Source organism: Selenomonas sp. oral taxon 478 (assembly GCF_001189555.1).
Classification (GTDB): Bacteria; Bacillota; Negativicutes; order Selenomonadales; family Selenomonadaceae; genus Centipeda; species Centipeda felix.
On the sequence record NZ_CP012071.1, the window covers coordinates 2,011,226 to 2,037,653 of the forward strand.

The 26,428-nt window shown below is 54.8% G+C and carries 24 protein-coding genes, 1 pseudogene and 1 riboswitch; of the genes and pseudogenes, 19 read left to right on the forward strand and 6 right to left on the reverse strand.

Going from position 1 to position 26,428, the window contains the following annotated elements:
* Positions 1–15: 15 nt before the first annotated feature.
* The 11 genes from ADJ74_RS09300 to ADJ74_RS09350 all read left to right on the forward strand — a co-directional run bounded on the left by ADJ74_RS09300 (position 16) and on the right by ADJ74_RS09350 (position 11,429).
* On the forward strand, positions 16–684 hold the full coding sequence (locus tag ADJ74_RS09300) for an HAD family hydrolase (protein ID WP_050343726.1): 669 nt from the start codon (positions 16–18) through the stop codon (positions 682–684).
* On the forward strand, positions 681–2,090 hold the full coding sequence (rlmD, locus tag ADJ74_RS09305) for a 23S rRNA (uracil(1939)-C(5))-methyltransferase RlmD (RefSeq protein WP_050343729.1): 1,410 nt from the start codon (positions 681–683) through the stop codon (positions 2,088–2,090). The genes ADJ74_RS09300 and rlmD overlap by 4 nt, the downstream gene beginning before the upstream one ends.
* 88 nt (positions 2,091–2,178) lie before the next feature.
* Positions 2,179–3,234, forward strand: a complete 1,056-nt coding sequence (locus ADJ74_RS09310; protein WP_050343731.1) for an ABC transporter substrate-binding protein — start codon at positions 2,179–2,181, stop codon at positions 3,232–3,234.
* A 19-nt stretch (positions 3,235–3,253) separates the two neighbouring features.
* Positions 3,254–4,582 (forward strand): 30S ribosomal protein S12 methylthiotransferase RimO, encoded by a 1,329-nt coding sequence (rimO, locus tag ADJ74_RS09315; RefSeq protein ID WP_050343733.1) that lies wholly within the window; start codon positions 3,254–3,256, stop codon positions 4,580–4,582.
* Positions 4,582–5,073: a CinA family protein gene (locus ADJ74_RS09320; RefSeq protein WP_050343735.1), complete on the forward strand. Its 492-nt coding sequence runs from the start codon at positions 4,582–4,584 to the stop codon at positions 5,071–5,073. The genes rimO and ADJ74_RS09320 overlap by 1 nt, the downstream gene beginning before the upstream one ends.
* Complete coding sequence (locus ADJ74_RS09325) at positions 5,070–5,720, forward strand: hypothetical protein (protein ID WP_050343737.1); 651 nt, start codon at positions 5,070–5,072, stop codon at positions 5,718–5,720. The genes ADJ74_RS09320 and ADJ74_RS09325 overlap by 4 nt, the downstream gene beginning before the upstream one ends.
* Positions 5,721–5,758: 38 nt before the next feature.
* A complete protein-coding gene (locus ADJ74_RS09330) occupies positions 5,759–6,859 on the forward strand; it encodes a hypothetical protein (protein ID WP_050343738.1) in 1,101 nt (366 codons plus the stop codon).
* Positions 6,860–6,896: 37 nt separating this feature from the next.
* On the forward strand, positions 6,897–7,961 hold the full coding sequence (locus tag ADJ74_RS09335; RefSeq protein ID WP_050343740.1) for a tartrate dehydrogenase: 1,065 nt from the start codon (positions 6,897–6,899) through the stop codon (positions 7,959–7,961).
* Positions 7,962–8,027: 66 nt separating this feature from the next.
* Positions 8,028–8,903: a UTP--glucose-1-phosphate uridylyltransferase GalU gene (gene galU, locus ADJ74_RS09340; protein WP_050343742.1), complete on the forward strand. Its 876-nt coding sequence runs from the start codon at positions 8,028–8,030 to the stop codon at positions 8,901–8,903.
* A gap of 10 nt (positions 8,904–8,913) precedes the next feature.
* Positions 8,914–10,143 carry a DUF445 domain-containing protein gene (locus ADJ74_RS09345; RefSeq protein ID WP_050343744.1) on the forward strand — a complete coding sequence of 410 codons (1,230 nt, stop codon included), beginning with the start codon at positions 8,914–8,916 and terminating at the stop codon, positions 10,141–10,143.
* The gene (locus ADJ74_RS09350) at positions 10,143–11,429 is read left to right on the forward strand and encodes a DUF445 domain-containing protein (protein WP_050343746.1); all 1,287 of its coding nucleotides are present in this window, start codon (positions 10,143–10,145) and stop codon (positions 11,427–11,429) included. Before ADJ74_RS09345 ends, ADJ74_RS09350 begins: the two co-directional genes overlap by 1 nt.
* Here the strand turns inward: ADJ74_RS09350 and ADJ74_RS09355 are convergent.
* The 5 genes from ADJ74_RS09355 to ADJ74_RS09375 form a co-directional block, all read right to left on the reverse strand.
* Positions 11,422–11,865: an Rrf2 family transcriptional regulator gene (locus tag ADJ74_RS09355; protein WP_039980717.1), complete on the reverse strand. Its 444-nt coding sequence runs from the start codon at positions 11,863–11,865 to the stop codon at positions 11,422–11,424. The genes ADJ74_RS09350 and ADJ74_RS09355 overlap by 8 nt on opposite strands.
* A gap of 117 nt (positions 11,866–11,982) precedes the next feature.
* Positions 11,983–12,375 carry a 30S ribosomal protein S9 gene (rpsI, locus tag ADJ74_RS09360; RefSeq protein ID WP_006689594.1) on the reverse strand — a complete coding sequence of 131 codons (393 nt, stop codon included), beginning with the start codon at positions 12,373–12,375 and terminating at the stop codon, positions 11,983–11,985.
* Positions 12,376–12,401: 26 nt separating this feature from the next.
* Positions 12,402–12,827, reverse strand: coding sequence for a 50S ribosomal protein L13 (gene rplM / locus ADJ74_RS09365; protein WP_009442019.1), 426 nt, complete (start codon positions 12,825–12,827; stop codon positions 12,402–12,404).
* Positions 12,828–12,968: 141 nt separating this feature from the next.
* Positions 12,969–14,210: an aminotransferase class I/II-fold pyridoxal phosphate-dependent enzyme gene (locus ADJ74_RS09370; protein WP_050343749.1), complete on the reverse strand. Its 1,242-nt coding sequence runs from the start codon at positions 14,208–14,210 to the stop codon at positions 12,969–12,971.
* A 150-nt stretch (positions 14,211–14,360) separates the two neighbouring features.
* The gene (locus tag ADJ74_RS09375) at positions 14,361–15,593 is read right to left on the reverse strand and encodes an aspartate kinase (RefSeq protein ID WP_050343751.1); all 1,233 of its coding nucleotides are present in this window, start codon (positions 15,591–15,593) and stop codon (positions 14,361–14,363) included.
* Between the two features lie 271 nt (positions 15,594–15,864).
* On the opposite strand from ADJ74_RS09375, the gene ADJ74_RS09380 reads away from it, so the two are divergent.
* The 3 genes from ADJ74_RS09380 to ADJ74_RS09390 all read left to right on the forward strand — a co-directional run bounded on the left by ADJ74_RS09380 (position 15,865) and on the right by ADJ74_RS09390 (position 18,249).
* Positions 15,865–16,137, forward strand: coding sequence for a hypothetical protein (locus ADJ74_RS09380; RefSeq protein ID WP_009442267.1), 273 nt, complete (start codon positions 15,865–15,867; stop codon positions 16,135–16,137).
* Positions 16,127–16,948 (forward strand): zeta toxin family protein, encoded by an 822-nt coding sequence (locus tag ADJ74_RS09385; RefSeq protein ID WP_050343753.1) that lies wholly within the window; start codon positions 16,127–16,129, stop codon positions 16,946–16,948. The genes ADJ74_RS09380 and ADJ74_RS09385 overlap by 11 nt, the downstream gene beginning before the upstream one ends.
* 464 nt (positions 16,949–17,412) lie before the next feature.
* On the forward strand, positions 17,413–18,249 hold the full coding sequence (locus ADJ74_RS09390) for a hypothetical protein (protein ID WP_050343755.1): 837 nt from the start codon (positions 17,413–17,415) through the stop codon (positions 18,247–18,249).
* Between the two features lie 290 nt (positions 18,250–18,539).
* Here ADJ74_RS09390 and ADJ74_RS09400 read toward each other — a convergent pair whose 3' ends face one another.
* Complete coding sequence (locus ADJ74_RS09400; protein ID WP_050343757.1) at positions 18,540–19,949, reverse strand: DASS family sodium-coupled anion symporter; 1,410 nt, start codon at positions 19,947–19,949, stop codon at positions 18,540–18,542.
* A 315-nt stretch (positions 19,950–20,264) separates the two neighbouring features.
* Positions 20,265–20,440: riboswitch (cobalamin riboswitch) on the reverse strand.
* 298 nt (positions 20,441–20,738) lie between these two features.
* Between ADJ74_RS09400 and ADJ74_RS11685 the strand changes: the two are divergent.
* From ADJ74_RS11685 to ADJ74_RS09425, 5 genes and pseudogenes are all read left to right on the forward strand, one after another.
* A pseudogene (locus ADJ74_RS11685) lies at positions 20,739–21,683 on the forward strand (LysR family transcriptional regulator).
* Positions 21,658–23,247, forward strand: a complete 1,590-nt coding sequence (locus tag ADJ74_RS09410; RefSeq protein ID WP_050343759.1) for a nitrogenase component 1 — start codon at positions 21,658–21,660, stop codon at positions 23,245–23,247. The pseudogene ADJ74_RS11685 and the gene ADJ74_RS09410 overlap by 26 nt, the downstream one beginning before the upstream one ends.
* 121 nt (positions 23,248–23,368) lie before the next feature.
* Positions 23,369–24,433 (forward strand): ABC transporter substrate-binding protein, encoded by a 1,065-nt coding sequence (locus ADJ74_RS09415; protein ID WP_050343761.1) that lies wholly within the window; start codon positions 23,369–23,371, stop codon positions 24,431–24,433.
* A gap of 9 nt (positions 24,434–24,442) precedes the next feature.
* The gene (locus ADJ74_RS09420; protein ID WP_050343763.1) at positions 24,443–25,456 is read left to right on the forward strand and encodes an iron ABC transporter permease; all 1,014 of its coding nucleotides are present in this window, start codon (positions 24,443–24,445) and stop codon (positions 25,454–25,456) included.
* A complete protein-coding gene (locus ADJ74_RS09425; protein ID WP_050343765.1) occupies positions 25,453–26,220 on the forward strand; it encodes an ABC transporter ATP-binding protein in 768 nt (255 codons plus the stop codon). The genes ADJ74_RS09420 and ADJ74_RS09425 overlap by 4 nt, the downstream gene beginning before the upstream one ends.
* The last annotated feature ends 208 nt before the right edge of the window (positions 26,221–26,428 follow it).

Here is a 26,428-nt window from a genome sequence, read left to right on the forward strand (position 1 = left end):
AAAGGAGAGACTGCCATGCAGTATAAGACTGCGATTTTCGATTTGGACGGCACGTTGATCAATTCGCTTGAAGATTTGGCAGACAGTGCCAATGCTGTCCTGTCAGCATATCATTTTCCGACGTATGCAGCGGAGAAGTATCGATATTTTGTCGGAAATGGGACACAGAAACTAATTGAGCGGATTCTGCCGCCGCATCAGGCGGAGGACGCAGCATTTGTCCATCGTTTTATGGCAGAGTACAAAGAACGCTATGCTGAAAACCTCCTGCATAAGACCGTTCCCTATGACGGTATTATGGAGATGCTGGAGGAGCTTTGCCGTCGCGGTATTCCATTGGCTGTCTGCACGAATAAACATCAAAGTGCGGCAGAACGCATCATCACGGCACTGTTTCCTCCGCATATGTTTCGGGAGATCATCGGTGATCGGGAGGGACTTCCGCGAAAACCGGATCCAACGAAAGTGCTGCACATCATGAAAGAGTTTAGCGTTACGGGGCAGGAAACAGCGTACTTCGGAGACAGCTCGGTCGACATGGACACCGCAAGCAATGCAGAAACGCTTGCGGTGGGCGTTCTCTGGGGATTTCGCACGGAGCAGGAGCTCCGGGAACACGGCGCGGATGTGCTCCTCAATACTCCGATGGAACTATTTGAAAAGGTGACGTTTCGAGAGGCATGAAAAAAACACAAAAGGCGCAGACACGCGTGCAGATGGTTCCCGTACGTCGAGGGGGAGTCTATGAGATTTGCATCGACCGGCTCGGAACGAGCGGCGAGGGCGTCGGGCGATATGATAACTTTACCGTATTTGTCCCTAATGCACTTCCCGGCGAACGGGTCACGGTACGCATGGAGGAGGTAAAAACCTCCTATGCCCGTGGACGTTTGACGGAAATTCTTCAGCAGAGCAATGATCGCATCACACCTTTATGCAGCCTTTATGAGGAGTGCGGCGGCTGTCAGCTCCAGCATCTCTCCTATGCGGCACAACTGCGCGCAAAGCGTCAGCAGGTGATTGATGCACTGTCTCATATCGGCAAACTTCCTCATGTCTCGGTCAGGGAGACCCTTGCGGCACAGTCACCGTGGAACTATCGCAATAAAATGCAGTTTCCCGTCGGCCTCGCTAAGGGGAAAATCGTCGTTGGCTGTTTCGCGCAGGGAAGCCATACGATCATCGATACGGAGAACTGTCATATTCAGCGTGAACCGAATAATGCGCTTGCCAATGCCGTACGCGCTATTGTCGCGCAGCTTCGCATTCCTGTCTACAATGAGGACACACACAAGGGCATCCTGCGTCACATCGTTGGGCGTGTCGGGCAGAATGGCGACCTTATGGCGGTGATCGTCACAGCGACCAAACAGCTGCCACGCGCAAAGGATTTTGTTCGACTGCTGCGAGAGCGATTGCCGAACCTCGTCAGTGTACATCAAAACATCCAGACTTATCGGAACAATGTCATCATGGGACGCGACACTGTGCTCCTCTGGGGAAAACCGACCATCCTCGATGCGCTCGGACGGCTGCATTTTCACATTTCACCGCGATCCTTTTTTCAGGTCAATACGCAGCAGGCTGAACGTCTCTATGAACAGGCACTTGCCTATGCGGATCTCCATGGGACAGAGACCGTCATTGACGCCTACTGCGGCACAGGGACAATCACCCTTTTTCTTGCCCAGAGAGCACGTAAGGTCTACGGCATCGAAATCGTGCAGCCTGCCATTCTCGATGCACGAAAGAATGCCCGCGATAACCATGTCAAAAATGCAGAGTTTATCGTCGGCGATGCGACAAAAGTCATGCCGGCACTCTACAAACAGGGGATTCGTCCGGATGTCGTTGTCGTGGACCCGCCGCGTGCGGGCTGCACGCCGACCGTCCTCCAAACCTTCGCCGATATGAAGCCGCAGCGCATCATCTACATCTCGTGCAATCCCGCCACTCTCGCACGTGACCTAGCCATACTGAAAGAACACGGTTATCATGCGAAGGAAGTACAGCCGGTCGATCTGTTTCCACAAACTTCGCACGTCGAGACCATCACGAAATTGTCACGAGACATTCCAGCAGCCAAATGAACGGGTTAAATGTAATATCTCTTGTAGATTCCTAGGGAATTGTTTATAATAGTAGCAGTGTATCTTCTTCTATTCGAGAGGTTTTTTCATGAAGCGGTTTCCGCTCTTTGTTCTGATGATCGCGACGCTGTTTCTCGTGGCTGCCACGGGGGCGGCGTATCTGTCCGTCGGACGGCAGAGTACGGCACTTGCACGCCGCCCGCTGCAGGAGATTGTGGCATATACGACGCTGCCGACGGAGGCTGCGGCAGCACTGTCTGAGGCGTACGAGAAGGAGTATAATATCCGTGTCAGTTTCGTTCCTCTATCCGCAGAGCAGATACAAAAGCGCCTGGAGGAGCAGGCCGAAAATGGCGTGAGTGCGCCGGCAGCGCTTGTCCTTGCAGACCGCGAGGTGCTCGATCGCGCAGCGGCAGCAGGGTATCTTGTGCCCTATCAGTCCGAGCGGAGCGATCAGGTCGCCGATCAATTTCGTCAGCCCGATGGGTATTGGACGGGTGTGTGGTATGATCCGATCGTCTTTGCAATAAATCAAGACTATCTACGCACGCATCTCGATCTTCCAGACTCGTGGCAACTGTTGGCGCAGCAGAAGGATATACGCATCGGTACGACGGATTTTATGGCGGCTGATGCCTTATCAAATCTCCTTTACAGTATGATTGCTGAGTACGGTGAACAACGCACCTTCGCTATTTGGCGCAGGATTCAGCCGCAGATCATGCAATATTCCCGCTATTTGCATACGCCCGTACGGCAGGCGGGGATGGGGGAGGTCGATGTCTCGGTTGCTGTTCTCAGTGAGACGCTCCGCTATATTCACGATGACTATCCCATCCGTGTGCTCTATCCGACGGATGGGACGGCGGCGGTGATTTACGGTACAGGGGTTGCATTTCGCGCGGGCAAGCACGATGTGCAGGCGGCGGAGGATTTTGCCGACTGGCTGCTGACGGATGAGGCGCAGCTGGCGCTGGCACGGCAACATATCTATTTTTTGACGACCAACCCCGTGACGCTGTCCTATCGGATGTTTGCGGGAAAGAATATCAATATTTTTAAGAGTAAGCCGTATTATAGCCCAGCAGAGAAGAAGATCCTTCTCGATCGTTGGGTCAAACAGGTGCGGTTCTATGAAGAGTAGTTGTGGGGGAATGTAACCAGTGAAAGCAGGTTTTATCAGCCTTGGCTGTGCAAAGAATTTGGTTGATACAGAGGTTATGCTCGGCATTATGCGTGAGCATGGCATCGATATTACCAATGATCCGTCAGAGGCAGATATCCTGATTGTCAATACGTGTGCCTTTATTCAGTCGGCAAAAGAGGAGTCGATCACGACGGTGCTCGGGATGGCGGACTACAAGGAGACGGGGCGCTGCCGCAGTCTCATCGTAGCGGGCTGTCTTGGACAGCGGTATGGGCAGCAGCTTCTCGATGAGATCCCGGAGGCAGATGCCATCATCGGGACGGGAGCGTGGAGCCGTATCATGGAGGTGATCGAGGCGACGCTCAAGGGGCGTCGCCTGCTCATCGCGGGGAAGGATGATACGATCTACGATGCCAAGACACCGCGCCTGCGGACGACACCGAACTATACGGCGTATGTCAAGATTGCGGAGGGGTGCGATCATCGCTGTGCGTTCTGTGCGATTCCGCTCATACGCGGGAGCTTCCGCAGCCGTCCAATGGAGGATATCGTAGCGGAGGGACGTGAGCTCGCCGCTGCCGGTGTTCGCGAGCTGGTTCTCATCGCGCAGGACAGCGCAAACTATGGGCTGGATTGCTATCAAAAGCCAATGCTGCCGACGCTTCTGCGCGAGCTTGCAAAGATCGACGGAATTGCGTGGATTCGTGTGCTATACAGCTATCCAAAGTATTTTACCGATGAGCTGATCGAGGTCTTTGCCACTGAGCCAAAGGTGGTCAAGTATGTCGATCTGCCTCTGCAGCATGCGCATGATGCCGTGCTGCGTTCGATGAATCGTCCCGATACACGGGCGGGGATGGAGGAGCTGATCGCAAAGCTGCGGGCACGCATCCCGGGAGTCGCGATTCGCTCGACATTCATCGTTGGATTCCCTGGGGAGACCGATGCCCAGTATCAAACGCTGCGTCGCTTTGTGGAGAAGCAGCGATTCGATAAGGTGGGAATCTTTACCTACTCCGAGGAGGAGAACACTGCCGCGGCGGCAATGGGGAAGAAGGTTTCCGAAGAGGTGATGCAGGAGCGTTACCATGACCTCATGAGTCTCCAGAGTAAGATCTCCGAGGAGATCAATATCGGGCTGGAGCATCAGGAGTTGGATGTTCTCATCGAGGGACATGACGCGGAGCAGTCGGGGATTGCCGTGGGCCGTTCCTACCGCGAGGCACCTGAGGTGGATGGCCAGATCTATATCGAAGGTGATGCAGAGAGTGCACCGGGCGAGATTGTCCGCGTGCGTCTCCTTCAGGGCTTTACATACGATATTGTCGGAGAGAGGGTGCAGTGATGCCGGAGAGAGAACGGCTGCCGGATATTGTTGGGCAAATGCTCTGTGCAAAAGGCTATACAATCTCCTGTGCGGAGTCCTGCACGGGCGGGCTGCTCACGAGTACGCTCACAGACGTGCCCGGCAGTTCTGCGTACGTCATGGGGAGTGTCGTATCCTACTCAAACGACGTGAAGTCCCGTATCCTGCACGTGGCGGAGGAAACGCTTGCCGCGCACGGTGCTGTCTCTCCGGAGACGGCGCGGGCAATGGCAGAGGGGGTACGCGACCTCATGCAGACAGATATCGGCGTCGGCATCACGGGGATCGCCGGTCCCAGCGGCGGGTCTCCCGAAAAGCCGGTCGGACTGGTCTACATTGCTGTATCTGCTCCGGGAAAGACTTCGGTGGAAAAAAATGTATTTTCTGGCGTGCGCGCTGAGATTAAGCGTGCCGCCGTCCATAAAGCTCTTGCCATGGTGCAGGAGATGATTAGGGAGATGGATAAATGAAACGCTATCAAAAACTCGTCGCTGTTCTTTCGCTCTCAGCAATGCTCTGCGGCAGCTCCTATGCCGCAGCGGCTGATGTGTCGGCGGGGACAGAATCAGCGACACCGGCGGCAACACAGACGATTGCCCCCGATGCGCTGACATACTCCTATGAGAGTAAGACATACGGCTACCGTATCATGTGTCCGCAGAAACCCGTCGGAGTGATTCCGGCGTCGGCGCTCTATGACGACCGCGAGGGCGAGATTCTCATTTTTGACAATGAGGAGTACAATATCAAGTATGCGTGGGCGGTTTTTGTCAATGCATTCTCCGATACGTCCGTACCGAATCTCAACACGATCAATCCAGAGGATGCAGTGAACCTGCTGGAACGTATTCAGCACAGCAACGGATACGAGGGGATCATGCTGATCAATCTCTCGGATACAAACAAGGCGATCTTTGCCATGACGGCAAAGGAAGTCGATATTGACGAGAATGGCGATGGCGTCGTCGACGCGACGGCGAAGGCGGACAATCAGACAGCAGTGATGTTCTTCCGTGGGGCAAACGGACAGCGGTATGGGCTCGAGCTCATTGATAATCCGACGCTCCGTGCGAAGTCCGTAGCAACGTTTATGGCGGGCGCGCGTACCATGCAGTAAGTGACGTGGGCCGAGAGAGAAAGAAGGAGAACAGACTCATGAAGATGTCATCCAAAAACACAATGCTGACGGCGGCTGTGCTCGTCGCACTGACCTCCGGTACAACCTATGCAGCGACCCCCGGGACGGTGGACTCGCAGGATCTCTTCCATGCGAATCGACTGGTGACGGATCGTGCCAATGCACCGGCGGTGGAGGAACGTGCTGATGCTGACCACTATGAGGCATCGATCTCCAGGCAGCAGAAGGATGCTGCTGTTCGTCCGCTTGGCACGGCACCTGCCAAGAATACACCGCAGGTGACACGCCTCCGCTGGGAGACGGTGGATGAGGGGATCGCAGAGCGCAATAAGGAGCAGCCTTCGTTCACACTCGCTGCGCAGAAGGCGCAGCCCGTTATCATTACAGCAGCAGATGTCAAACGTGAGCAGAAGCTCGCCGCGAAGGAAGGCCGCCCACCGCAGGAGCTTGTCGGTGATGTAAATCTGAAGCGCGGCCCGATGCCCGTTGCAGTGCGTCAGGAATCATCACCCGCGCCGCAGCAAGCACCGATGCAGACACCTCCTCCCCAGGAGCATGTCGTTCCGATGCCGCCGCCCGCCGCTCCAGCCGCTGTGCAGGCACAGCTTCCGCCTCAGCCAGCAGATGCTGAAGGCAGACCCGAGCGTCCCCGGTATCAGCAGCTGCCGCGTGAGTTCGCGCTGAATGCACCCGCTACCTCACCCGCTGTGCCGCAGCAGCCGCAGGAGTTTTCCACTGTGGGAGAGACGGAGTCGCATCTTGCACCGCCGATCACAGAGGACATGTCCCCCGCGCCCGAGTACACGGTGCGTCCTGACGGCGTTCCCGCATTCTCGTCGGCAGTGCCTGTGTCGCCTGCCGCAGAGAGTCTGGATGGAATCTCGGATGAGGTGCGCCGGCATATCCTTGCGGGACAGCTCGCGATGCAGGTACAGCTGAAGCGCGATGCGAGCATCGCGGGGGTGCAGGCCCTGACGCGTGCGCTGCGTGAGAGCACGAAACTCACGCGAATGCAGAAGGTGGACTTCCTCATTGGCTTTGGCCGAGCCCTGCATCAGAGCGGTCTGCCGCGTCAGCAGGAGTCGTTGCTCATCAAGACGATTGCAGAGGCATTCTAATACGCCTATTCTATGGGATATTCGGTGGAGGAGCTAGATGAAACAGTTTCATATTGCGGTGATTGCAGGAGACGGGATCGGCCCTGAGGTCATTGCTGAGGGGAAAAAGGTATTTTCGGGAATTGCACAGATGGACGGGACGTTCTCTGTCACATTTGAGGACTTTCCATGGGGATGTGAGTACTACCTGAAGTCCGGCGAGATGATGCCGGAAAACGGGCTCGATCTCCTGCGCGGTTACGATGCAATCTATCTGGGGGCTGTGGGCTATCCAGGTGTACCGGACCATGTGTCTCTCGGTGATCTCCTGCTTCGCATCCGCCGTGGTTTTGATGAATACATCAATTTACGTCCTGTACGCCTCCTGCACGGTGCTCCGTGCCCGCTTGCGGATATTTCTCCACGTGATATCGATATGATCGTGGTGCGCGAGAACAGTGAAGGGGAGTACGCGAATGTTGGTGCACGGCTCTATCCCGGGACACCGCGTGAGACCGCACTCCAGACGGGGGTATTCTCACGGCACGGATGTGAGCGCGTCATCCGTTATGCCTACGAACTGGCGCGACGTGAGAAGCGCACGCTTACCTCGATTTCCAAGGGGAATGCACTGCGATACTCGATGGTGTTCTGGGATGAGATCTTTGCCGAGATTGGGAAGGAGTATCCCGATGTTGAGACACATAGCTTGCTTGTCGATGCGGCAAGCATGTTCTTCGTCAAAGATCCGAAGCGGTTCGGCGTCGTTGTGACGAGCAATCTCTTCGGCGATATTCTCACCGATCTCGGTGCGGCGATTGCGGGCGGGATGGGGCTCGCAGCCGGGGCGAATCTCAACCCTGAGCGACGCTATCCGTCGATGTTCGAGCCGATTCACGGGAGTGCTCCTGATATTGCAGGGCAGGGGATCGCGAATCCATTAGCCTCGATCTGGTCAGTTGCACAGATGCTCGACTTTCTTGGTGAAACAGAGTGGTCAGAGCGCGTGCTCCGTGCCATCGAGACGCTGCTCGTGGAGAAAAAGACGCTGACGCCGGATCTTAGCGGAACGGCACGTACATCAGACATTGGACATGCAGTACTCGATGTTCTGGCACGCTGAATCATACAGAATATGCGGGGGGTTCAAGCGCCCTCCGCTCTATTTATATGGATGGAGTGTATAGTCATGGCACAGCAAATACGAAAAGCGGTTATTCCGGCAGCAGGATATGGAACACGATTCCTTCCTGCGACGAAAGCGACACCGAAGGAGATGTTGCCCATTGTCGATAAGCCGACCATCCAGTATATTGTGGAGGAAGCCCTTGCAAGCGGTATCGAGGATATTCTGATTATCAGCGGTCATGGGAAACGCGCCATCGAGGATCATTTTGACTCCGCGCCGACACTCGAGCACGAGCTCATGCGCAAGGGGCGGCAGGACCTTCTCAACGTCCTGCGTGAGACGACGGATGTCAATGTTCACTATGTCCGTCAGAAGTATATGCGCGGTCTGGGGGATGCGATTCTGTGCGCCCGTGCCTTCGTCGGCGATGAGCCGTTCGCTGTCCTCCTCGGCGATGATGTCGTTTACCATCCGCAGCGTCCAGCGCTGCGTCAGCTGATCGATGTCTATGAGGAGACGGGGGGCTCTGTTCTCGGCTGTCAGATTGTCGCTGATGCACAGGTTTCCTCCTATGGTATCGTTGCAGGAGCGATGCAGAATGAGCGCCTGATGCATGTCTCCGATATGATCGAAAAACCTGCACTTGCTGAGGCACCAAGCCGTATGGCTGTGCTCGGTCGATACATCATCCGCCCCGAGATTTTCTCTATCTTGCAGAATACAGAGCCCGGCAAAGGGGGAGAGATTCAGCTGACGGATGCACTCAAGGTACTCGCCCAGCGGGACACGGTCTATGCCTATAATTTTGAGGGACGTCGCTATGACCTGGGAGATAAGCTCGGGTTCTTGGAGGCGACGGTGGAGTTTGCTCTGCGTCGCAGTGATCTCGGCGACTCGTTCCGTGCGTATCTCAAACAGTTAGCGGAAACACTGTGAGGCGGTTGGATTGCAGAAGGAACATCAGGCAAATCTGGCTCTCGCGCTCAGTGTCCTCGGTGCTGTTGGGACGGCAGGACAGGGGAGCAGTCTTCTCCTATCAACGATTCATCATGGATTTATCGCGGCGACGATCGGTGGACTAGCAGACTGGTTCGCCATCAAGGCGATTTTCGGCCGACCGCTCGGCATCTCGCACCGTACTGATATTCTGCGTCGGAATCGTGGGCGGATTATGGAGTCCATCGTTGCGTTCTCCTCGGAGGATCTCCTCAGCAAGAAGAATATTATGGCAGTCATCGAGCGCGAGAATATGGGGGCAATGCTCGCAGACTATTTGCTGCATCGCGGTGGGGAGGAACGCCTGACGGACACTGCCATCGATGTCCTCCGCTATGTGGCAGCGGATCTTGACAGTACGCGCATTTCACATGAGCTGACGCCATACGTGAAACAGGCACTCTATCAGCTGCCGCTTGAAGATCACGCAGGAGACTTGATGGCGCTCTTTACGGAGCAGCATCATACAGAGCGGATTTTTCAGGTACTTGTCCGCGTCGGTATCCAGCTAGTGCAGACTCAGCTCTTTCAAGAGATCCTCCGTGACAATATAGCCTCTATTCGTGAGAAATATGAGGGCGATGGGATGATCCGTGCCCTCGTTCTCTCATTCGTAGACGATACGATGATTGCATCGTGGATCACAGAACGGCTGCAGGAGATTCTGTCGGCGGCATTGGAGATGGAGAATCCGCGTCACCGCGAAGGCGTGCAGGCACTCTCTTCGTTCTTTGCATCGCTCAGCGATCATGATGATTTTCGCACGACGATGCGTCGAGCGAAGGAGCATCTGATTGAGGACATTGACATGGAGTCCATTTTGTCGGATTTCATCGAGAGCCGAATGAAGGGGAATCATCCGTTTTGGATTCCCTATGTGCGAGAGCTCCTGCATCAGAAAATCGAAGCATACGCCCATTCTATCCCGTGGCAAAGTCGTGTTGACCGATGGATGAAATCGCTCGCGGCGGGAGAGGTCGAGAAACACCATGAAATGATTGCCCGCTTTGTGCGTGAGTACCTGAATCAAAAGTCGGACGATGAGCTCGTTTCATTTGTGGAAGGGAAGGTGCGCACCGATCTTCAGATGATCCGCATCAACGGTGCTGTGGTTGGCGCAGCCGTTGGTATGGCACTTTCCCTCATCGTCTGCATGACGGAAAGGATGTGGGGGCTTTAATGCGTACGTGGAATAAAGCAGAGGCCGCACTACTGCTCTCGGCAGTCCTCTTTCTGTGTGCCCTTTTCCTTCATATCAGATTTGCGGATTTTCTCTGGGTGCGTGCGTTGCTCGCAGTAAGCGAAGCGGCACTGGTCGGTGGAGTTGCGGACTGGTTTGCAGTAACTGCGATCTTTCGGAAGCCGCTCGGATTTCCCTATCATACAGCGCTGTTGCCGCGTCGCCGTGACAGCTTTGTTCAAGCGATTGTCACGATGGTTCAGAAGGAGTTCTTCTCCAAGCGCAAGATTTTCCACCACATGGAGCAGATGCACCTCTTTCCAATGATAGAAAACTATCTGCGCCGTCCGACAACGGAGGAACAGCTAACCGGAATGATCCTGCACTTTATTCGTGCATCCTTTCTGCGTCGGAGGAATTCGCAGATCGTTTCCTATCTCTCGTCGCGCCTGAGGGATTTACTCCTGAATGAGGATCCTGCCGTGCTGATGCAACGACTCGACGAGCTCCTGCGCGAGAAGGGATGGGATAAAAAAGCCCTGACAAGTATCTCGCGGATACTTGTCAGGGAGGCGGCGACGGAGGAGACGTATGCCTCCATAAGGAATGCACTGGAGCAGCTGGAGCGGGAAAAGATCGGCGACGGATTTCTATCGCGTATTCTCACCGCGACGAATACCATCAATCTGGATGAGGGGGCTGAACTGATTCAGCAGCACACATGTCATGTCATCGAAGAGCTCGGACGGGATAACTCGCCGCTGCAAAATCATGCGGCAAATCTGATACATGATGCGCTCTCTGACCTCGAACGGGATGAGGAACTCGCCACACTCGTGCGTGAGCTGCAAAAGCGATTGGCAGAGACGCTGCCAATCGCTGCGTCGATTGAGCGCATTCTGAGTGGCCTGCGGACACATGTGCAGGCTGATCTGCAGCGTGATGTGGATCCGATGGAGGAGCACATGCCGGCCTTTTATCAGCAGCTGCGCAGCATACTCCATGCAGAATATCAGCGGATGCTGACGCTCCTCACAGAGCACAGTGATCTGCAGCAAATCATGACACGCCTGATGTATGATCTCATCGCACGGTCGGCTCTCCATGCACAGGCATTGGTCGGTATTGTCGTCTCCGATGCACTTATGCGTCTCACGGATGAGGAGCTAAATCGTCTTGTCTATGACAAGGTAGAGCAGGACTTTCTCTGGATCCGTGTCAACGGCTCGCTCGTCGGTGGCTGCATCGGTCTGCTTCTCTTCCTCGGAGCACAGATGTTTAGATAAAATACATCAGTGTCTCGCTGTTCTCCTCGCGTTTCCACGCAGTAAGGAGATCCTCAAGTGTTACGGCATTGAGTGTATCGTGAATGTTTTGGTCGAGTACGCCGAAGAGGTCGCGTGCGAGAACAAGGTCTAGTTTTTCCATCTTCTCACAGGAACTGCCTGTCTTTTCAATCAGTGCGATCTCAATGGCAGAGAGAATGTCATAGGCAGTGATGTCGTGTGGTGGCCGAGCAAGCTGGTAGCCACCCTGTGAACCCTTGATCGAGTTGACGAGTTTGCTCCGCTTGAGCAGTGCAAAGACTTGTTCGAGGTAGATCTTAGAGATGCCGAGATGCTCTGAGATGCTGATGATGGTGACGGGGGAGGAGGTGTCGTAGCTGCGTGCCAAAAAGACCATGGATGCGATGCCATAGCGCCCCTTCGCTGAGATTTTCATATCGATGCTTCCTTCTAAAACATATTTTTTATAGCTATATAATATGTTAATATGCAGCGAATGTCAAATAAAAATCCCCTCATCCAAACGGAAGAGGGGATTTCGTATACGTATATCTTAGCGCTTCGAGAACTGGGAAGCCTTACGTGCCTTCTTGAGACCGTACTTGCGGCGTTCTTTCTCACGCGGGTCACGCGTGACGAAGCCTGCCTTCTTGAGTGCGGGGCGCAGCTCTGCGTCCATCTCAATCAGTGCGCGTGTGATGCCGTGACGGATCGCACCCGCCTGACCGGATGCACCGCCGCCGGCTACGTTAGCGATGACATCATATTTATCGACAGTTTCCGTCAGGTTCAGCGGCTGGCGAACAATTAGCTCAAGCGTCTTGAGGCCGAAATACTCTGCCATCTCGCGGCCATTGATGGTAACCTTGCCGTCGCCGGGAACGAGGCGAACACGGGCAACCGAGGTCTTGCGGCGACCCGTTCCGTAGTAAGTGACTTGTGCCATTGAACAGATTCCTCCTTATACAAAACTCAGCGAATATCAAACTTCAGCGGTTCGGGCTTCTGTGCTGCATGGGGATGCTCCGGACCGGCGTAGACGTTGAGCTTGCGGAAAATCTGTGCGCCGAGACTGTTCTTCGGAAGCATGCCCTTGACCGCGTGTTCAATGACACGGACAGGGAAGCGATCGAGCATCTGGCCGGCCGTTGTGAAGGTCGTACCGCCCTGATAGCCGGAGTGACGGAAGTAGGTCTTGTCCGTCAGCTTCTTTCCCGTGAACTTTACCTTCTCAGCATTGATGACGATGACGTAGTCGCCGGTATCAACATGCGGCGTGTAGATGGGCTTGTTCTTGCCGCGCAGGACCTTTGCGATCTCCGTTGCAAGACGGCCGACCGTCTGGTTCTCTGCATCTACGACATACCACTTGCGCTCAATATCGGCTGCTTTTGCCATAACCGTGGTTTTCACGTAATTCCCCCCTAGAGAGTAAGAGTTTTCAATATTGGTTGATGCGATATACACTCACGCTTCCGGGGCTAATGGATACATGGAAAATATCACACGCCGCTATTCTAAAAAATTTTTACGCGAATGTCAAGAAATTTTCTCCATAGCACGCTTTACTTTTTCTGCAACCCCGTGCATTTTCGATTTCGGCACAGAGCATGCCGCAATACGCACGCCCATTTTCAGTGGAACAGCGAAGATGAGATCCTCGTGGAGAGCGTCACAGACCGCCTGTGGATCGCTCGAAGGAATAGCGAGGAAGAAGCCGCCTTTATAGGGAAGGGCAGGCAGACCGCACGCGGCAGCCTCCTGCATGAAGATATCGCCGCGTTCCTGTACGAGGCGGTACAGTGCGTCGCGCTCACTCTCATAGGCGGCATACGCTGCGCTGTCCTGCTGAATACGCGTCAGGAGGGTCATTGCACCGCGGTTGATGTTCGACCACGTTGCGCGTGCAGCGTACTTGCTGATCTCGCTGAACTCATCGATGACCGTTCTGTTTGCAGAGAGAGCAATGAGTGCGCCGCAGCGCTGCCCGTAGAATGTATACGCCTTGGACATGGAGAAGGCGAAGAGTGTCAGGATGTTTTCGGGGAGTCCCGCAAACTTCTGCATGAAGGCGCGTGTCGCATGCTTTTCGCCCGCAAAGTCAATGTAGGCGATATCGACGAGGAGCTGTATCTTCTTTCCGGTCTTTGCCTGTGCCTTGACCGTGTCCAGAACGTAATCCCAGTCCTCCGCAGAAAGACTGTAGCCCGTCGGGTTATGCGCAGGTGTGTTGAGGATGACGAGCAGGCTGTCCTGTTTTTTGCAAAGAGCATCGACGGCCGCTGAAAACGCCTTATGATTGAAGTTGTTGGCTTCGTCGAACAGCGTGAAGGTCGTGACGGAGGAGCCAAGTTCCTGACAGATGATGTTGTACGTTCCCCAGAACCAGTCCGAGGTGAGCACCTGATCGCCTCGCTCGACGTAGTCGTCGACGGCGGTGCGCAGAGCTCCCGTTCCACCTGCCGTTGCGACAGCGGCGAGATAGCCCGCAGGACGCTTGCCAGCGAATGTAATATCAATCGCTGCCTCGAGATACTCCGGAAGCCCAGAGATCGGCGCATAGGCGATATAGTCCTCGATGGGGAGGGAGCGGAAGACGCGCTCGACCGTCGGCAGGTGTGCCAGTTTACCGCTGTCGTCCATGACGGCACCGATTGTCGCGTTGACAACGCGCTCCTCACCGTGCTCTGCGATTGCGGCGCGGCATGCCGCATTGGCGCCGAAGATCGCGTCCTTCAGGCGGCGCGATGCCGCGTGTGATGCTGCCATTTGAATTGCCATGTTATATGCTCTCCTTTTCGATGGAAAGCACGGATCATCGTGTCCTCCGCAGGGGTAGGGCGTCGTTGATCCGTGCCGTCGTAGCGTAATATGATGATAGCGCGCGACTCTCCTTATGTCCACAAGCCGCACAGGTGTATACACGTATTCTTATGCCTTGTTCGGAAAGAACTCGTCGTGAATGCGGTTGACAGCGTCCTTGACGCTGCCGCCCTTGATGAGGCAGGAGATGCTGATCTCGGAGGTGCTGATAATCTCGAGGTTGATGCCTGCATTGGAGAGTGCCCCGAACATGCGGGAGGCAATACCGGGATTGCCGAGCATACCGGCTCCGACAATGGAGATCTTCGCGACATCATTGTCAATGGATACACCAGATGCGTGAATGTCTGCCGAAATCCCTTCGACAACGCGGCGCGCTTCCTCGGCGTCAATGGATGCAACAGTGAACACCATATCGGTTACATTGGAGTCGGCACTGCGGAGGCTCTGCACGATCATATCCACGTCGATGTTCGCATCGGCGAGGGCAGAGAATATCTTGTAGGCAACGCCCGGGACGTTGGAGACACCGAGCACTGTGATCTTAGCGACGTGCTCATCGTGTGCGACACCGCGAATGATAAAGGACTTTTCTTCCACTGTATATTCCTCCCTAATGATGGTTCCGGGTTCTGAGGTAAAGGTCGAACGAACGTGGATGGGGATGCTGTAGAGCTGTCCCATCTCCACCGAGCGTGGCTGCATAACGCCCGCGCCGAGACGTGCCATCTCGAGCATCTCGTTGTAGGTAATCTCCTTCATGCGGCGCGCGCCCTTGACAATGCGCGGGTCGGCGGAGTAGATTCCATCAACGTCCGTGTAGATCTCGCAGGTATCCGCGCCGATTGCGCCCGCGATCGCCACGGCGGAGGTATCCGACCCACCGCGTCCAAGCGTCACTGGGTTGCCGTCGACATCTGTACCCTGAAAGCCAGCGATAACGACAATGTTGCCCTTTTCAAGCTCCTCGTGCACACGTTTTGGCTCGATTCCGAGAATACGCCCCTTGGTATGCGCATGATCTGTGCGCATTCCTGCCATGCCACCGGTGAGAGATATGGCGGGCTGTCCCAGAGCACGGAATGCCATCGCGAGCAGTGCGATCGAGACCTGCTCCCCCGTCGTCATGAGCATATCCATCTCGCGCGTGTACTGATAGGGGCTTTCCACCACTTCGCCAGCTAGCGCGATGAGATCATCCGTCGTATCGCCCATGGCAGATACCACCATGACAATGCGATCATCGGGGGCTTTCTCACGCAATATGCGTTTTGCTACGTTCTTGATCTTCTCCGGGGTAGCCACCGAACTTCCGCCAAACTTCTTTACAATTAATGACATACAATGTCCCCCTATGGATTGGTATAATTCCCATCATGGTGAATTCTCAACGCATTATACGCTAAAATGCGCCGTATTTCAATAACCCTTTGATGTAGAAGGGATGCGCGGCACTTGGTATACATACAATTGATGAGAATAGGGGCATCGCCAACAATCATGTGATACAGGAAGTGAGGTGCATCTATCCCACAGGCAAGTGCGGTACAGGGAAGATCGCTATGGTCAACACTGCACCATTGTGGTATCATGAAAGAGAGGAGGCGATGCTATGATTCCGTACGAAGTAATCGAAGCGAAAGAAATTTTGCATGAAGGTATAGCAGAGCTGCTTGCCGATGTGAATCGAATCAAAGAACGTATGGGCATTGATCGGTATGATACCGTTCAGCCGATTTCCCTCGTTCAACAGAATCTACGAGTGACGCTGCATAATATTCTTGGAGATTCATACAATACCATGGAGGATATACAAAGACTCCGGCAGACCTTTGAAAATGCCCGCACCTATATACGGGAACTGGAGACCAATCATGCAGGATAACTACACTCCGCAGGAACTTAATGAACAAAAAGAACGCATCAAAGACGATCTTTTGGTCAGTGCAGCACCTGATACGCATCCGCGTGCCTATTTGCTTGCAGGACAGCCTGGAGCAGGGAAAACGAAACTGGCAGATATCTGTGCACGAGCACATGGTGGAAATATCATCTTTATTTCGAGCGATGATTACCGCAGGTACCACCCTCGTTTCATTGAGCTGCAAGCACAGTACGGTGATGATGCTGTCCTCCATACACAACAGTTCGCGGGGAAGATGACGGAGGCTCTGATCGACGATCTGAGCCTGTCGCGGTATCATCTCATCATTGAAGGGACACTGCGGACGACCGAGGTGCCGCTACGGACGCATGATCTTCTTGTCGCACGTGGATATGATGTCTCTCTAAATGTGATTCTCGTGCGTCCCGAAAAATCATATCTCAGTACACAGAAGCGCTATCGGCTGATGGAGGAGGCAGGGCTTACCCCGCGCATGACGCCAAGGGAGCATCATGACCGCGTTGTGCGCTCTCTCGTTGACAACCTGCATACGCTCTACAAGCAGGACGCTTTTCAAGACATCCGTGTCTACAACCGCGCAGGAGAATGTCTCTATGACAAGGAGAAAACGCCATTTCGCGATCCGTCCGATCTCTTCCGTGAGGAGTTCTCACGGGAATTGACAAGCCGCGAGAAAACAGATATTGAGGAGGACTATGCGCCGTATGTCGGACGGGCAAAGGTCGAAGAGACCCTACGTGCTTATGCGGAGTTCTTCTCGCAGGAGGAGCGAGGAAAAGGCGGACGCTGAATAAGAAAAAATTGCCTGTTCCAGCTCCCGCCGGGGTCCAATTCCCCATGGCAGCTGGAACAAGCAACTTTCTTACTGTTAGGATAGCATGAAAAACGAGTATGTCAACAAAAAGCGATACCCTTCAATCCCAGCCCAAAGATGGCGCGCATCAGTGACTGAGAGGTATCGCTCTTTCTATATACAGTATCAGATTCTTTGAAAGATGTCAAAGGGGAGCTTGTCCTAGAGAAGAAGGAAAAAATGCGCTATGTATGGATGTGCTCATCAATATACAGGAAAAAGCATTCAGCGGAGGCAATCGGATAAGGGCGATTCCCTTAACGGAGGCAATTCACTAAATGCTTTATCTGATCGTATTGTACCAGATCGTGCAAAAGAAGTACAGGATGAATCTTGTTTGTCTGTTGACTAGGATAGTATCGTTGGAGTGAAGAAAATTCGAGGAAATCAGGATTAACCGTATGAAAAGGGATCTAACTAAAATGACAGTGCCCTCTTATTATTTGCCGGACATGCTTGTCTATAAGGATGCAGCTGAGGAACAGATTGAGCTGTTAGATCAGTTTGTTTTGACAAACGATGTAAACAGCAAAAGACGAATCTTATTCCAACTGGTTCCGGCAACAATGGATGAATATATTGATGCTTTTCTTAACGGAAAGCCGTACCCCAAAGCTCCCATCATCGACAAGTTGATGGATACGGAGGACTGGAAGACTCGCAAAAAGCTGGTCGAAGATGCGGGGATACATATCAGCGATACCATTTTGCAGGATGTACCTTATATGCTGTTGAGTTCAGATGAGCGGAAGGAGGTATTCCTTCATGGAGCTCATATGGAACATAAGCGCTCGCCTTATAGAAGAGATGCTTATTCAAATCCATGGAATGAACTGACGGAGAAAGAGAAAACTGTCCTCAAAGTCATGGATGCCGACCATCGCCTGAGCTTTGATGTTGCTCATCTTATCCTAAATGCTTATGAGAAAAAACTCATGGGGAACAGGCAGGAAAATCGTGCTTCAGCTGGTGAACGGTCCACCATTGATGAGGGGCATAGCTTTTGGTTATTTTATGGAAGCGACAGTCACTATATGAAGCGTCAAGGCTATGCATCCCTTAAGTCGGCTAATAAAAAAATTACAGATGAAGCAATACGACAAGCTGGAGCAAGTCGTCTTTTGAATCATATTAATATGGAAATCAATCCAATACTACTTCCACTTGTTGCTTGGGCGTCTGCGTTTCATTACAAGAACATGGATGCACGAGTTGAGGAAGTTCAACCTTTCGAATAAAATAGGAGCTCTGTTCATACATCAGCATGAAAATTTTTTATTTTACAGGAGATCCCAGTCGCCTACTAGCGTTTGGGATCTCTTGTACTTTTGCAAAGTATCATTAGCCATCTTCCCATATCCTGCCTTATAATTTTCTTATTCTGGAATTATATCAAGATTCTGTTACAAGAGACTATTATGACAGACCAATGGAGTCTAAAAGAGTTTGTTGTCCTGTTTATGGGAAACGGGAGGGGAAACGGCAAATAAAAAGCCCCCCGTGTAGGGGGCTGCCACTGATTTATTATTTACCAAAGGCCCAAGACTTTCCACCATGCCGCGCCAATTGTCAGGTAGATCAGCGTCGTAATGGTCGTCATGATGAAGCCATTTTTCCACCATTCACTTTGCGAGACATAGCCTCCGCCAAAGTAGATCGGGGCGCAGCCGTTGCCGTAATGCGTGAGGGAGATCGGTACATCGGCGAAGATGCCGAAGATGATGGCGACTAAAAGGGGCGGTGCACCGACGCTAACGCTGACAGCGATGAATGCCGCATAGAGGGCACTGATGCGTGCCGTGACACTGGCGAAGGCGTAGTGGATGTAGGTGTAGAAGAGCAGGATGATGAGGCAGGAAACAAGCCAACCGAAGCCGAGCGAGGAAATCGCCGCGCCCGCACCATTGGCGATCCATGTGATGATGCCCGATTTTGCGAGAGCCGAAGCGAGTGTCATCAAAGAGCCCATCCAGAACATCGCGTCCCATGCACCCTTTTCCTGGATGACGTCCTGCCAGTTGATGATGTCGAGTATCAGCATGAGGCAGACTGCGCCCATGGCAACGGGCGTCGCGTCGATGTTCGTGAGGCCGGAGCTTGCCCAGAGTGCGAGAGAGACGACAAAGATGACGGAGAGCCCTTTTTCCGCAAGGCTCATCGGCCCCATTTCGGAAAGCTCACGCTGTGCCAGATCCTTGGCGTCGGGAATACGCACGAGTTCGGGCGGCGAAAGCTTCATCATGACATAGGGGACGAGCAGGAGCGCGATGAGTCCCGGCACGATTGCGGCGCTCGCCCAGCCCATCCACGTGACCTGAACGCCCAGCGTCTTCTCTGCGAGCGCCACGCAGAGCGGGTTGCCCGCCATCGAGGTCACAAACATCGTGCAGGTCACGGCGTCCGTATGGTAGCCGACCTGCATGAGGTAGGTGCCGATGCGGCGTGCGCTCTCACCGGGTTTTGAGCCCAGTGCCTCCGCGAGGGAGCGCACGATTGGATAGAGGATTCCGCCGCCGCGCGCTGTGGCCGAGGGCGTCGCGGGCGAGATCACAAGCTCGCTCAAGGCAATGGCATAGCCGAGCGATAACGCACTTTTGCCGATCGCTTCGATGATGCGGAAGGCGATGCGTTTGCCGAGTCCGCTCTTGATGAAGCCGCGGGAATAGAGGAACGCGCAGACGATCAGCCAGATCGTGCTGTTGCCGTAGCCTGCCAAGGCATCGGACGTTTTTAGCAGGCCTGCCCATGCGGAGAAGGAAATCGCGATGAAGGCCACCGCGCCGATCGGCAGCGGATGCAGGATAAAGCCCAGCACTGTCGCGATAAAGACCGCAAGCAAATGCCAGGCAAGTGGTGTGACTCCGTCAGGAATCGGCAGGAACCATAGGATGAGTCCGACGCCGATCGTGATGAGTGCATTTCTTCTCTTCGTGTTCATGTGTTCACCCCATCAAAAATATGAGTTCTCCGTCGCAGTCCCCCTTTTGCCGAAAGCATTTCCTGCGACGCCCATGGAAGCTGCGGACTTGCAGAGCATACGTCCGAGGTCTGCGAGAAGAGGTGCTGTTTTGCGTCTTGGACATTCGCAAAATAAAGGCAGCCCCTTTCTGCAAATGAGAGAAGAGACTGCAAAATATCCTTGCCTCGCCGCATGCAGCGCTGAAGTGCATAAAATCACCGCCGAAACGACGCCGCAAAGATGCGGATCGATCCGACGCAAGACGCAGATCCCCTCCCCGTCGCTCGCAGGTCAGACGGTGATCGTCGATCAGGCAGTTCTCCTGGCTCCAGTTCATCGCTCCTCTGCGCCTTCCCAAGTTTCCTCAGTGACGTTTCCTGCAGATTCGCTCGCTGACACAGTGGCGGGACCGCGCCGGCTCTTCCGGCTTCTCTATTGAGTCTTGCGACACCTGATTCATCAGTATGCTGTTTGTCGTGATGATGGCTTCCGTGAGGAAGAATATCACTGCTTCTGCCTATTGTCAAGAGAGAGGCGGAAGGAGTCGAATCATCGGCTTGACTGTACGCGCTGATTGACGTTTAGATGTTTGAATACGCGGTGTTTTATGGTAGAATGAGCGTCGAATATACTGGTCTTGGCAAAGGTGTTTTGCCGGAACGATTTTGTATGTTCGACTTTTTATGTGTCCAATTTCATTTTACAATGAACGATTTCTTCTCTACATTTTTTTGAGTATTTCGTACTTGCCAATGAGGATAGATACGGATGGAGCTAAAGATATTCACGACGTTCAAGACAATTGTACGAACGGGCAGCTTTACAAAGGCGGCGCGTCTCCTCAGTTACACGCCATCGACGATTACGTTCCACATCGCGCAGCTGGAAAAGCTGACGGGCGTACCGCTTTTTGAGAAAAGTGGGCGGCGCATGATCCTGACAAAGGCGGGCGAGGAGCTGATTCCGTATGTGGATGAGGTGCTTGCTGCAGTGAAGAAGGTCAAAAGCTTTCAATACGGTATTGCAACCTATCAGGGGACGCTCACAGTCGGCGCGCCGGAGTCGCTGCTCTGCTTCCGTCTGCCGCCCCTGCTCAAACGTCTGCACGCGCATGCACCGCGCGTCGATCTGCGCCTGCGCTCGCTCACGAGCCGCGATGTTGTTGCGGCACTCGGTGACGGGCAGATCGATGTCGGTCTCGCATACACGATTCAGGAGAGAGACAAGGAGAACCTTGCGTTCCGGGGGTTTGAGGAGTGCCCCGTGCATTTCTATACGTCGGTTGGTGCTGCTGTATGGTGTCCGAACTTTCGTGAGCGGGAGATGGAGATCAACGAGATGCCGCTGATCACGATGCTGCATCCGGGCGAGATTCGGTAGCTGGCAGATGACTATCTGCGACAGCGGGGGATCTCGTTTACGAATATGATTGAGCTGCGAAGCACGCAGACCATCATCAATCTGGTTGAGAACGATATGGGGATTGCACTGCTGCCGGATCATGCGGCACGGGAACGCATGGCTCTCGGTCGGTTGGCTGCCGCGCAGTCGGATCCGATGACTGTCACGTCATACTACGGGGTCCATCGGAATAAATGGCGCAGCCCCGCAATGAATCTCTTCCTTGAAATCCTTGGGGAGGAGAACGGAAACCAGGGCGGAGAGGAATTGCTTCACGATGAGGAGGATGTCGATGCAGCCGATTCTCGCTGAGGAAATTCGGGACTTTGACACAAGTCTCGACCGCCTGTGGGCACGGCGTGATCTCATCGTTGTCGCAGGGGGGGCACTCATCTGTTTTCGCTCCATCTACCATCGCGCAATGCAGATCGGTGCATGCGGGCGGTTTCGTTATGCCGCTGTGCGGGCAGAGGATTACGTGCTCGGAACGGCGGAGGAAACGATCCGAGATGCAGTGCGCGATGCCGCACGCCTGCTCGGTGTACGTGTGGTCGTGATCTATCTCTCCTGTCTCGACATCCTCACACGCCTGGATTTTGCAGATATCGAGTGTACGCTCTCTGCGGAGACGGGTTGCATCGTGCGCTGTTTCTTTCGTGGGCCGCTGGCAAAGGCGGACGGCATCCGGCACGAGACTGCGGAAGAGCTCCTCGCCGCGCTGCCGCCGGAGGAGGGGACGGTCACGGCCTCGGCACCGCTGCCGCCGCCGATGAGCGATACGGCGGGCGTGTCGGATTTCCTGCGGGAAGAGGGCGCGGCGCATGTCCTTGTCACGCCGTCGGGCTGCCGCAATGCGCTTGCACGCATGGATCTCATACCGGAGCGCAGCGATGTCTATGCGCTCATCCCACAGGCGGAGGACTATATCTTTGGCATGGAGGAGACCGCTGCCGCAGAGATCGGTGCGCTCGCAGCAGAGGGAACGTACCGCACGGTGCATCTCCTCAGTTCACCGGTGCCCGCATTTATGGCAATGGAGGCTGCGCCGGTTCTGCAGGCTGCGGAGGAGCAGGGCTGCCGTGTGTCTGCATCGCCGACGGACGGCTTTCATGATGCCGTGTGCGGTGTTGCAGCGGCATCTCTTCGCCTCGTGCAGGAGGCGGCCAATGGGTGGCGGCCGGCGGGGCAGACGGTTCTCATCCTCGGGTACAGCCCGCTGCTGTTCGGCGATATGGTACAGCTGGATGCCCCGTTTGTTTTTCTCACTGCATACGGCTGCAATGTGTGCATTGCAGGACGCGATGCACTGACTGAACGCCCTGCGCTGGTCTGGTTGGTGTCTGCTGCCGGTGTGTCGGCGGCAGAATGGCTGCGCAGGGAATACGATGTGCCCGTTGTCCGCAGCCTGCCGCTCGGGGAGGCGGGGCAGACTGCATGGCGGGCTGAGATCGCTGCGGTACTTGGCTTGCCCATAGAGGGGGCATCTGTGGAGCAGACAGCAGGGGATCTGCATGCGGATAAGATCCTCATTATCGCCGATCCGATTGCTGCCGCAGCCATTGATCGTTTGCTTCGTGCATATGGATTTCGCAATATCCGCTGTGCAGCCTATGCGTGGGACGAGGATACGGCGGCACTGTATCGACAGGCGGCTGAGACCGACGTGCTCATCTTTCGTACGGCTGCGGAGCTGCAGTCCGCATGGGATGCGGCGGATGCTGTCGTTGCTGATCCTGCGTTGCTGCCTGCGATGGGGGAGAAGCGCATCGTTCCGCTGCCGTCGGGGCTACTCTCGGGCAGAGACGCTGTGGGAGAGAGGAGCGGTGTGCTTGGTGCGGACTTTGCTGCGGTTCTGGACGCATTTTTGAAAGGATGATACTTCAAAAATATTGAAGTATTGTTTTGAATCTATTCGATTGTACTTAATCGTAGACTATGATAATCTTTTCGTCAATTGATCGTTTCATGGGGATTTTTAGAAGAAATAGGAGGACATGATGACACACCGTTTTTCATTCGGTTTTCTTGCAGTGCTGATGCTCCTCTGCGCTGTGCTTGCAGGATGCGGATCACAAGAGGCAGCCGCGCCCAAGGCGGAGCGGGTTGTGACGGACACGACTGGACGCGAGGTGCATTTGCCGAGCGAGATCAAGAGCCTCGCGATCGTGCCGATTCCGTGGGCGTCCATTGTCTACGCGGTGGACGGTACGGGCACGCGTATCGCGGGGATGCATCCCTCCGCCAAGGCGGCTTATGAAATATCGATGCTCAAATCGATGGCGCCGGAACTGGCGGACGCCTCGACTGATTTTGTCGGGCAGGATTTTTCCATTCACATGGAGGAACTCGGTAAACTGAATCCGAGCGCCATCGTCGTTTGGAATTATCAAGAGGAGGAAATCAAACAGCTGGAGGCGCTTAAGGTTCCGACCATCGCGTTGAAATACGGCACGATGGAGGACTTGCAGAACGGCATCCGCGTCATCGGAAAAGTGCTCGGCAAAGAGGACCGTGCCGAGGAAATCATTGGGTTCCAAAAGGACACAATGGCCTATTTCGACGGGAAAAAGGCGGCACTCGCGGACAAACCAAAGCCGAAGGTCCTTTATTTATACGATGAGAATCTCAAGGTTGCGGGCGGCAAAGCCGTCAATACCATGATGATTGAGACGGCAGGCGGCGCGAATGCGGCGAAGGAAGTCGACGGAACATGGGTCAATGTCACGATGGAGCAGGTCGCCGCGTGGAATCCCGATGTCGTGATCGTCAGCAATTTCTCGCAGGTTCAGCCAAGCGATCTGTTCGAAAACAAGCTCGAAGGCCAGAACTGGAGCAATATTGCCGCCGTTCGTGAGGGGCGCGTGTGGAAAGCCCCCGTCGGGCTCTACCGTTGGGATGCGCCGTGTGTCGAGACGCCGCTGATGATCAAGTGGCTCGGACAGAAGCTGCATCCGGACGTCTTTAACGACTATGTGCTTGCCGACGATATGCGCAGCTTCTATGAGAAATTCTTCGGTTATCAGCTGACCGACGAAGATTTGAAGTTCATTTTCCATGAGTGAGGCCGGGTTATGCAAAAGAGTAACCGATTGCTGTGGCTGAGCCTGACCGGCGGCCTGATCGCCGTGTTTTTCCTCTCCCTGGCGGCGGGGCGTTACCCGCTGTGGCCGGATGAGGTTGCGGCGATTCTGATGAATGCGCTCGGCGGTGCACCCGCAGACGATATGGCGTCGACCGTCGTACTGGAGCTGCGCCTGCCGCACACGCTGCTCGCGATGCTGGTCGGCGCGGGACTCTCGCTCTCGGGGGCGGTATACCAAGGCATCTTTCGCAACCCTCTCGTCAGTCCCGACGTGCTCGGCGTCAGCAGCGGTGCGGGTTTCGGTGCGGTGCTCGGCATCCTGCTCTGGGGAACGGGCGGCGGCACGTCCTTGCTCGCATTTTTATGCGGTGCGGCTAGTGTGTGGCTCGCGTACTATTTCTCCAAGAGTCGCGGATCGGTGTCGATGATGTCACTCGTCCTTTCGGGCATCATCATCTCGTCCATCTTCTCCGCGCTCATTTCACTGGTCAAATATGCCGCCGATCCCTATGACAAACTGCCAGCCATCACCTATTGGCTGATGGGGAGCTTTTCCAAGGCGGACTTTGACAAGCTCGAAATCATCGGGCTCCCGATGATCGCGGCGGGGGCGCTCCTTCTCGCAATGCGCTGGCGGATCAACATTCTCTCGCTCGGCGAGGAGGAGGCGCGTTCGCTCGGAATCGATCCCGCGCGGCTGCGCAATATCGCCATCGTTGCGGCGACCGTTATCACGGCGCTCTCCGTGACCAGCTGCGGCATCGTCGGATGGGTCGGGCTCGTCATCCCGCATATGTGCCGCCGGATGGTCGGCGTCGATCATCAGCGGCTGCTGCCGGCAACCTGCTTCGTGGGCGCGATCTTTCTTGCACTCGTCGACATCTGTGCGCGCAGCCTGCTCGCAGCGGAGCTGCCGATCGGCATCCTCACCGCACTGCTCGGCGCACCCTTCTTTGCCGTACTCCTCAAGCGTACGCGGGAAAAAATGGGGGATTGGTCATGATCAGGGTAAACAATGCTGCGTTCTCCTACGATGGGACACATGAAATCTTTTCCGATCTCTCCTTCTCCCTCGCGGCGGGCGAGGTCCTCACCATTCTCGGGCGCAACGGCATCGGCAAGACCACCTTCCTGCGCTGCCTGCTCGGCATCCTGCCATGGACACGCGGGGAATGCCTGGTCGACGGCGAGCGTCCCGATCCCACCGCTGTCAGCGCAAAGATCGGCTACGTGCCGCAGAGCCATGCGCCCGCCTTTCCCTACACTGTCTTTGAGATGGTCATGATGGGACGTGCGCGGCGCATCGGCCTCTTTCGGACGCCTGCGGCGGCAGACCGCGCGCGTGTTGCGGAGCTGCTCGATCTGGTCGGTGTTCTGCCGCTCGCGGAGCGTGCCGCGACCGAGCTAAGCGGCGGACAGCTGCAGATGGTCTACATCGCCCGCGCACTCGCGGTCGAGCCCAAGCTGATGATCCTCGACGAGCCGGAGGCACATCTGGACTTTCATAACCAGATGATTGTTCTGCGCCTGCTGAAGAAGCTGTCAACAGAGCAGAACATGACCATTGTCATGAACACGCACTCGCCCGAAAACGCGCTCAAGATCTCGGACAAGAGCCTGCTCATGCGGCGCGGGGAGCAGCTCTTTGGATCGACAGAAAGCCTGCTCAGCGAGGAGAACCTTCGTCGGTTCTATGACATTGACTGCCGCATCACGGAGACACGCGTCGGGGATGAGGTGCATCGGGGGCTATTGACACTGTTGTAAAAATCAGTTTCAATTTATCAGCGATTTTTTAGCAAGAATTGGATATGGAATTAGCCTTCGCGGAGAAGTAATTTTCCGTGAGGGCTTTTTTGATGAAGGTGAAGCGATGCCGAGAAAGCCGAGGCGATCATGTCGCATGACGGGCTGCCCAAACCTTACAGACTGAAAGTGCTGCTGTTGAGGGGCACCGAGAAAAATATGCAGCGCC

Bases quoted from the DNA above. Each gene is read 5' to 3' on its own strand.
- ADJ74_RS09415 (WP_050343761.1), top strand. From the start codon at position 23,369: ATGACACACCGTTTTTCATTCGGTTTTCTTGCAGTGCTGATGCTCCTC.
- ADJ74_RS09425 (WP_050343765.1), top strand. From the start codon at position 25,453: ATGATCAGGGTAAACAATGCTGCGTTCTCCTACGATGGGACACATGAA.
- ADJ74_RS09390 (WP_050343755.1), top strand. From the start codon at position 17,413: ATGAAAAGGGATCTAACTAAAATGACAGTGCCCTCTTATTATTTGCCG.
- ADJ74_RS09370 (WP_050343749.1), bottom strand. From the start codon at position 14,210: ATGGCAATTCAAATGGCAGCATCACACGCGGCATCGCGCCGCCTGAAG.
- ADJ74_RS09420 (WP_050343763.1), top strand. From the start codon at position 24,443: ATGCAAAAGAGTAACCGATTGCTGTGGCTGAGCCTGACCGGCGGCCTG.
- ADJ74_RS09330 (WP_050343738.1), top strand. From the start codon at position 5,759: ATGAAGATGTCATCCAAAAACACAATGCTGACGGCGGCTGTGCTCGTC.
- ADJ74_RS09385 (WP_050343753.1), top strand. From the start codon at position 16,127: ATGCAGGATAACTACACTCCGCAGGAACTTAATGAACAAAAAGAACGC.
- ADJ74_RS09355 (WP_039980717.1), bottom strand. From the start codon at position 11,865: ATGAAAATCTCAGCGAAGGGGCGCTATGGCATCGCATCCATGGTCTTT.
- ADJ74_RS09410 (WP_050343759.1), top strand. From the start codon at position 21,658: ATGTCGATGCAGCCGATTCTCGCTGAGGAAATTCGGGACTTTGACACA.
- ADJ74_RS09335 (WP_050343740.1), top strand. From the start codon at position 6,897: ATGAAACAGTTTCATATTGCGGTGATTGCAGGAGACGGGATCGGCCCT.
- ADJ74_RS09400 (WP_050343757.1), bottom strand. From the start codon at position 19,949: ATGAACACGAAGAGAAGAAATGCACTCATCACGATCGGCGTCGGACTC.
- ADJ74_RS09380 (WP_009442267.1), top strand. From the start codon at position 15,865: ATGATTCCGTACGAAGTAATCGAAGCGAAAGAAATTTTGCATGAAGGT.
- ADJ74_RS09325 (WP_050343737.1), top strand. From the start codon at position 5,070: ATGAAACGCTATCAAAAACTCGTCGCTGTTCTTTCGCTCTCAGCAATG.
- ADJ74_RS09320 (WP_050343735.1), top strand. From the start codon at position 4,582: ATGCCGGAGAGAGAACGGCTGCCGGATATTGTTGGGCAAATGCTCTGT.
- rlmD (WP_050343729.1), top strand. From the start codon at position 681: ATGAAAAAAACACAAAAGGCGCAGACACGCGTGCAGATGGTTCCCGTA.
- rpsI (WP_006689594.1), bottom strand. From the start codon at position 12,375: ATGGCACAAGTCACTTACTACGGAACGGGTCGCCGCAAGACCTCGGTT.
- ADJ74_RS09310 (WP_050343731.1), top strand. From the start codon at position 2,179: ATGAAGCGGTTTCCGCTCTTTGTTCTGATGATCGCGACGCTGTTTCTC.
- ADJ74_RS09300 (WP_050343726.1), top strand. From the start codon at position 16: ATGCAGTATAAGACTGCGATTTTCGATTTGGACGGCACGTTGATCAAT.
- galU (WP_050343742.1), top strand. From the start codon at position 8,028: ATGGCACAGCAAATACGAAAAGCGGTTATTCCGGCAGCAGGATATGGA.
- ADJ74_RS09375 (WP_050343751.1), bottom strand. From the start codon at position 15,593: ATGTCATTAATTGTAAAGAAGTTTGGCGGAAGTTCGGTGGCTACCCCG.
- rplM (WP_009442019.1), bottom strand. From the start codon at position 12,827: ATGGCAAAAGCAGCCGATATTGAGCGCAAGTGGTATGTCGTAGATGCA.
- ADJ74_RS09350 (WP_050343746.1), top strand. From the start codon at position 10,143: ATGCGTACGTGGAATAAAGCAGAGGCCGCACTACTGCTCTCGGCAGTC.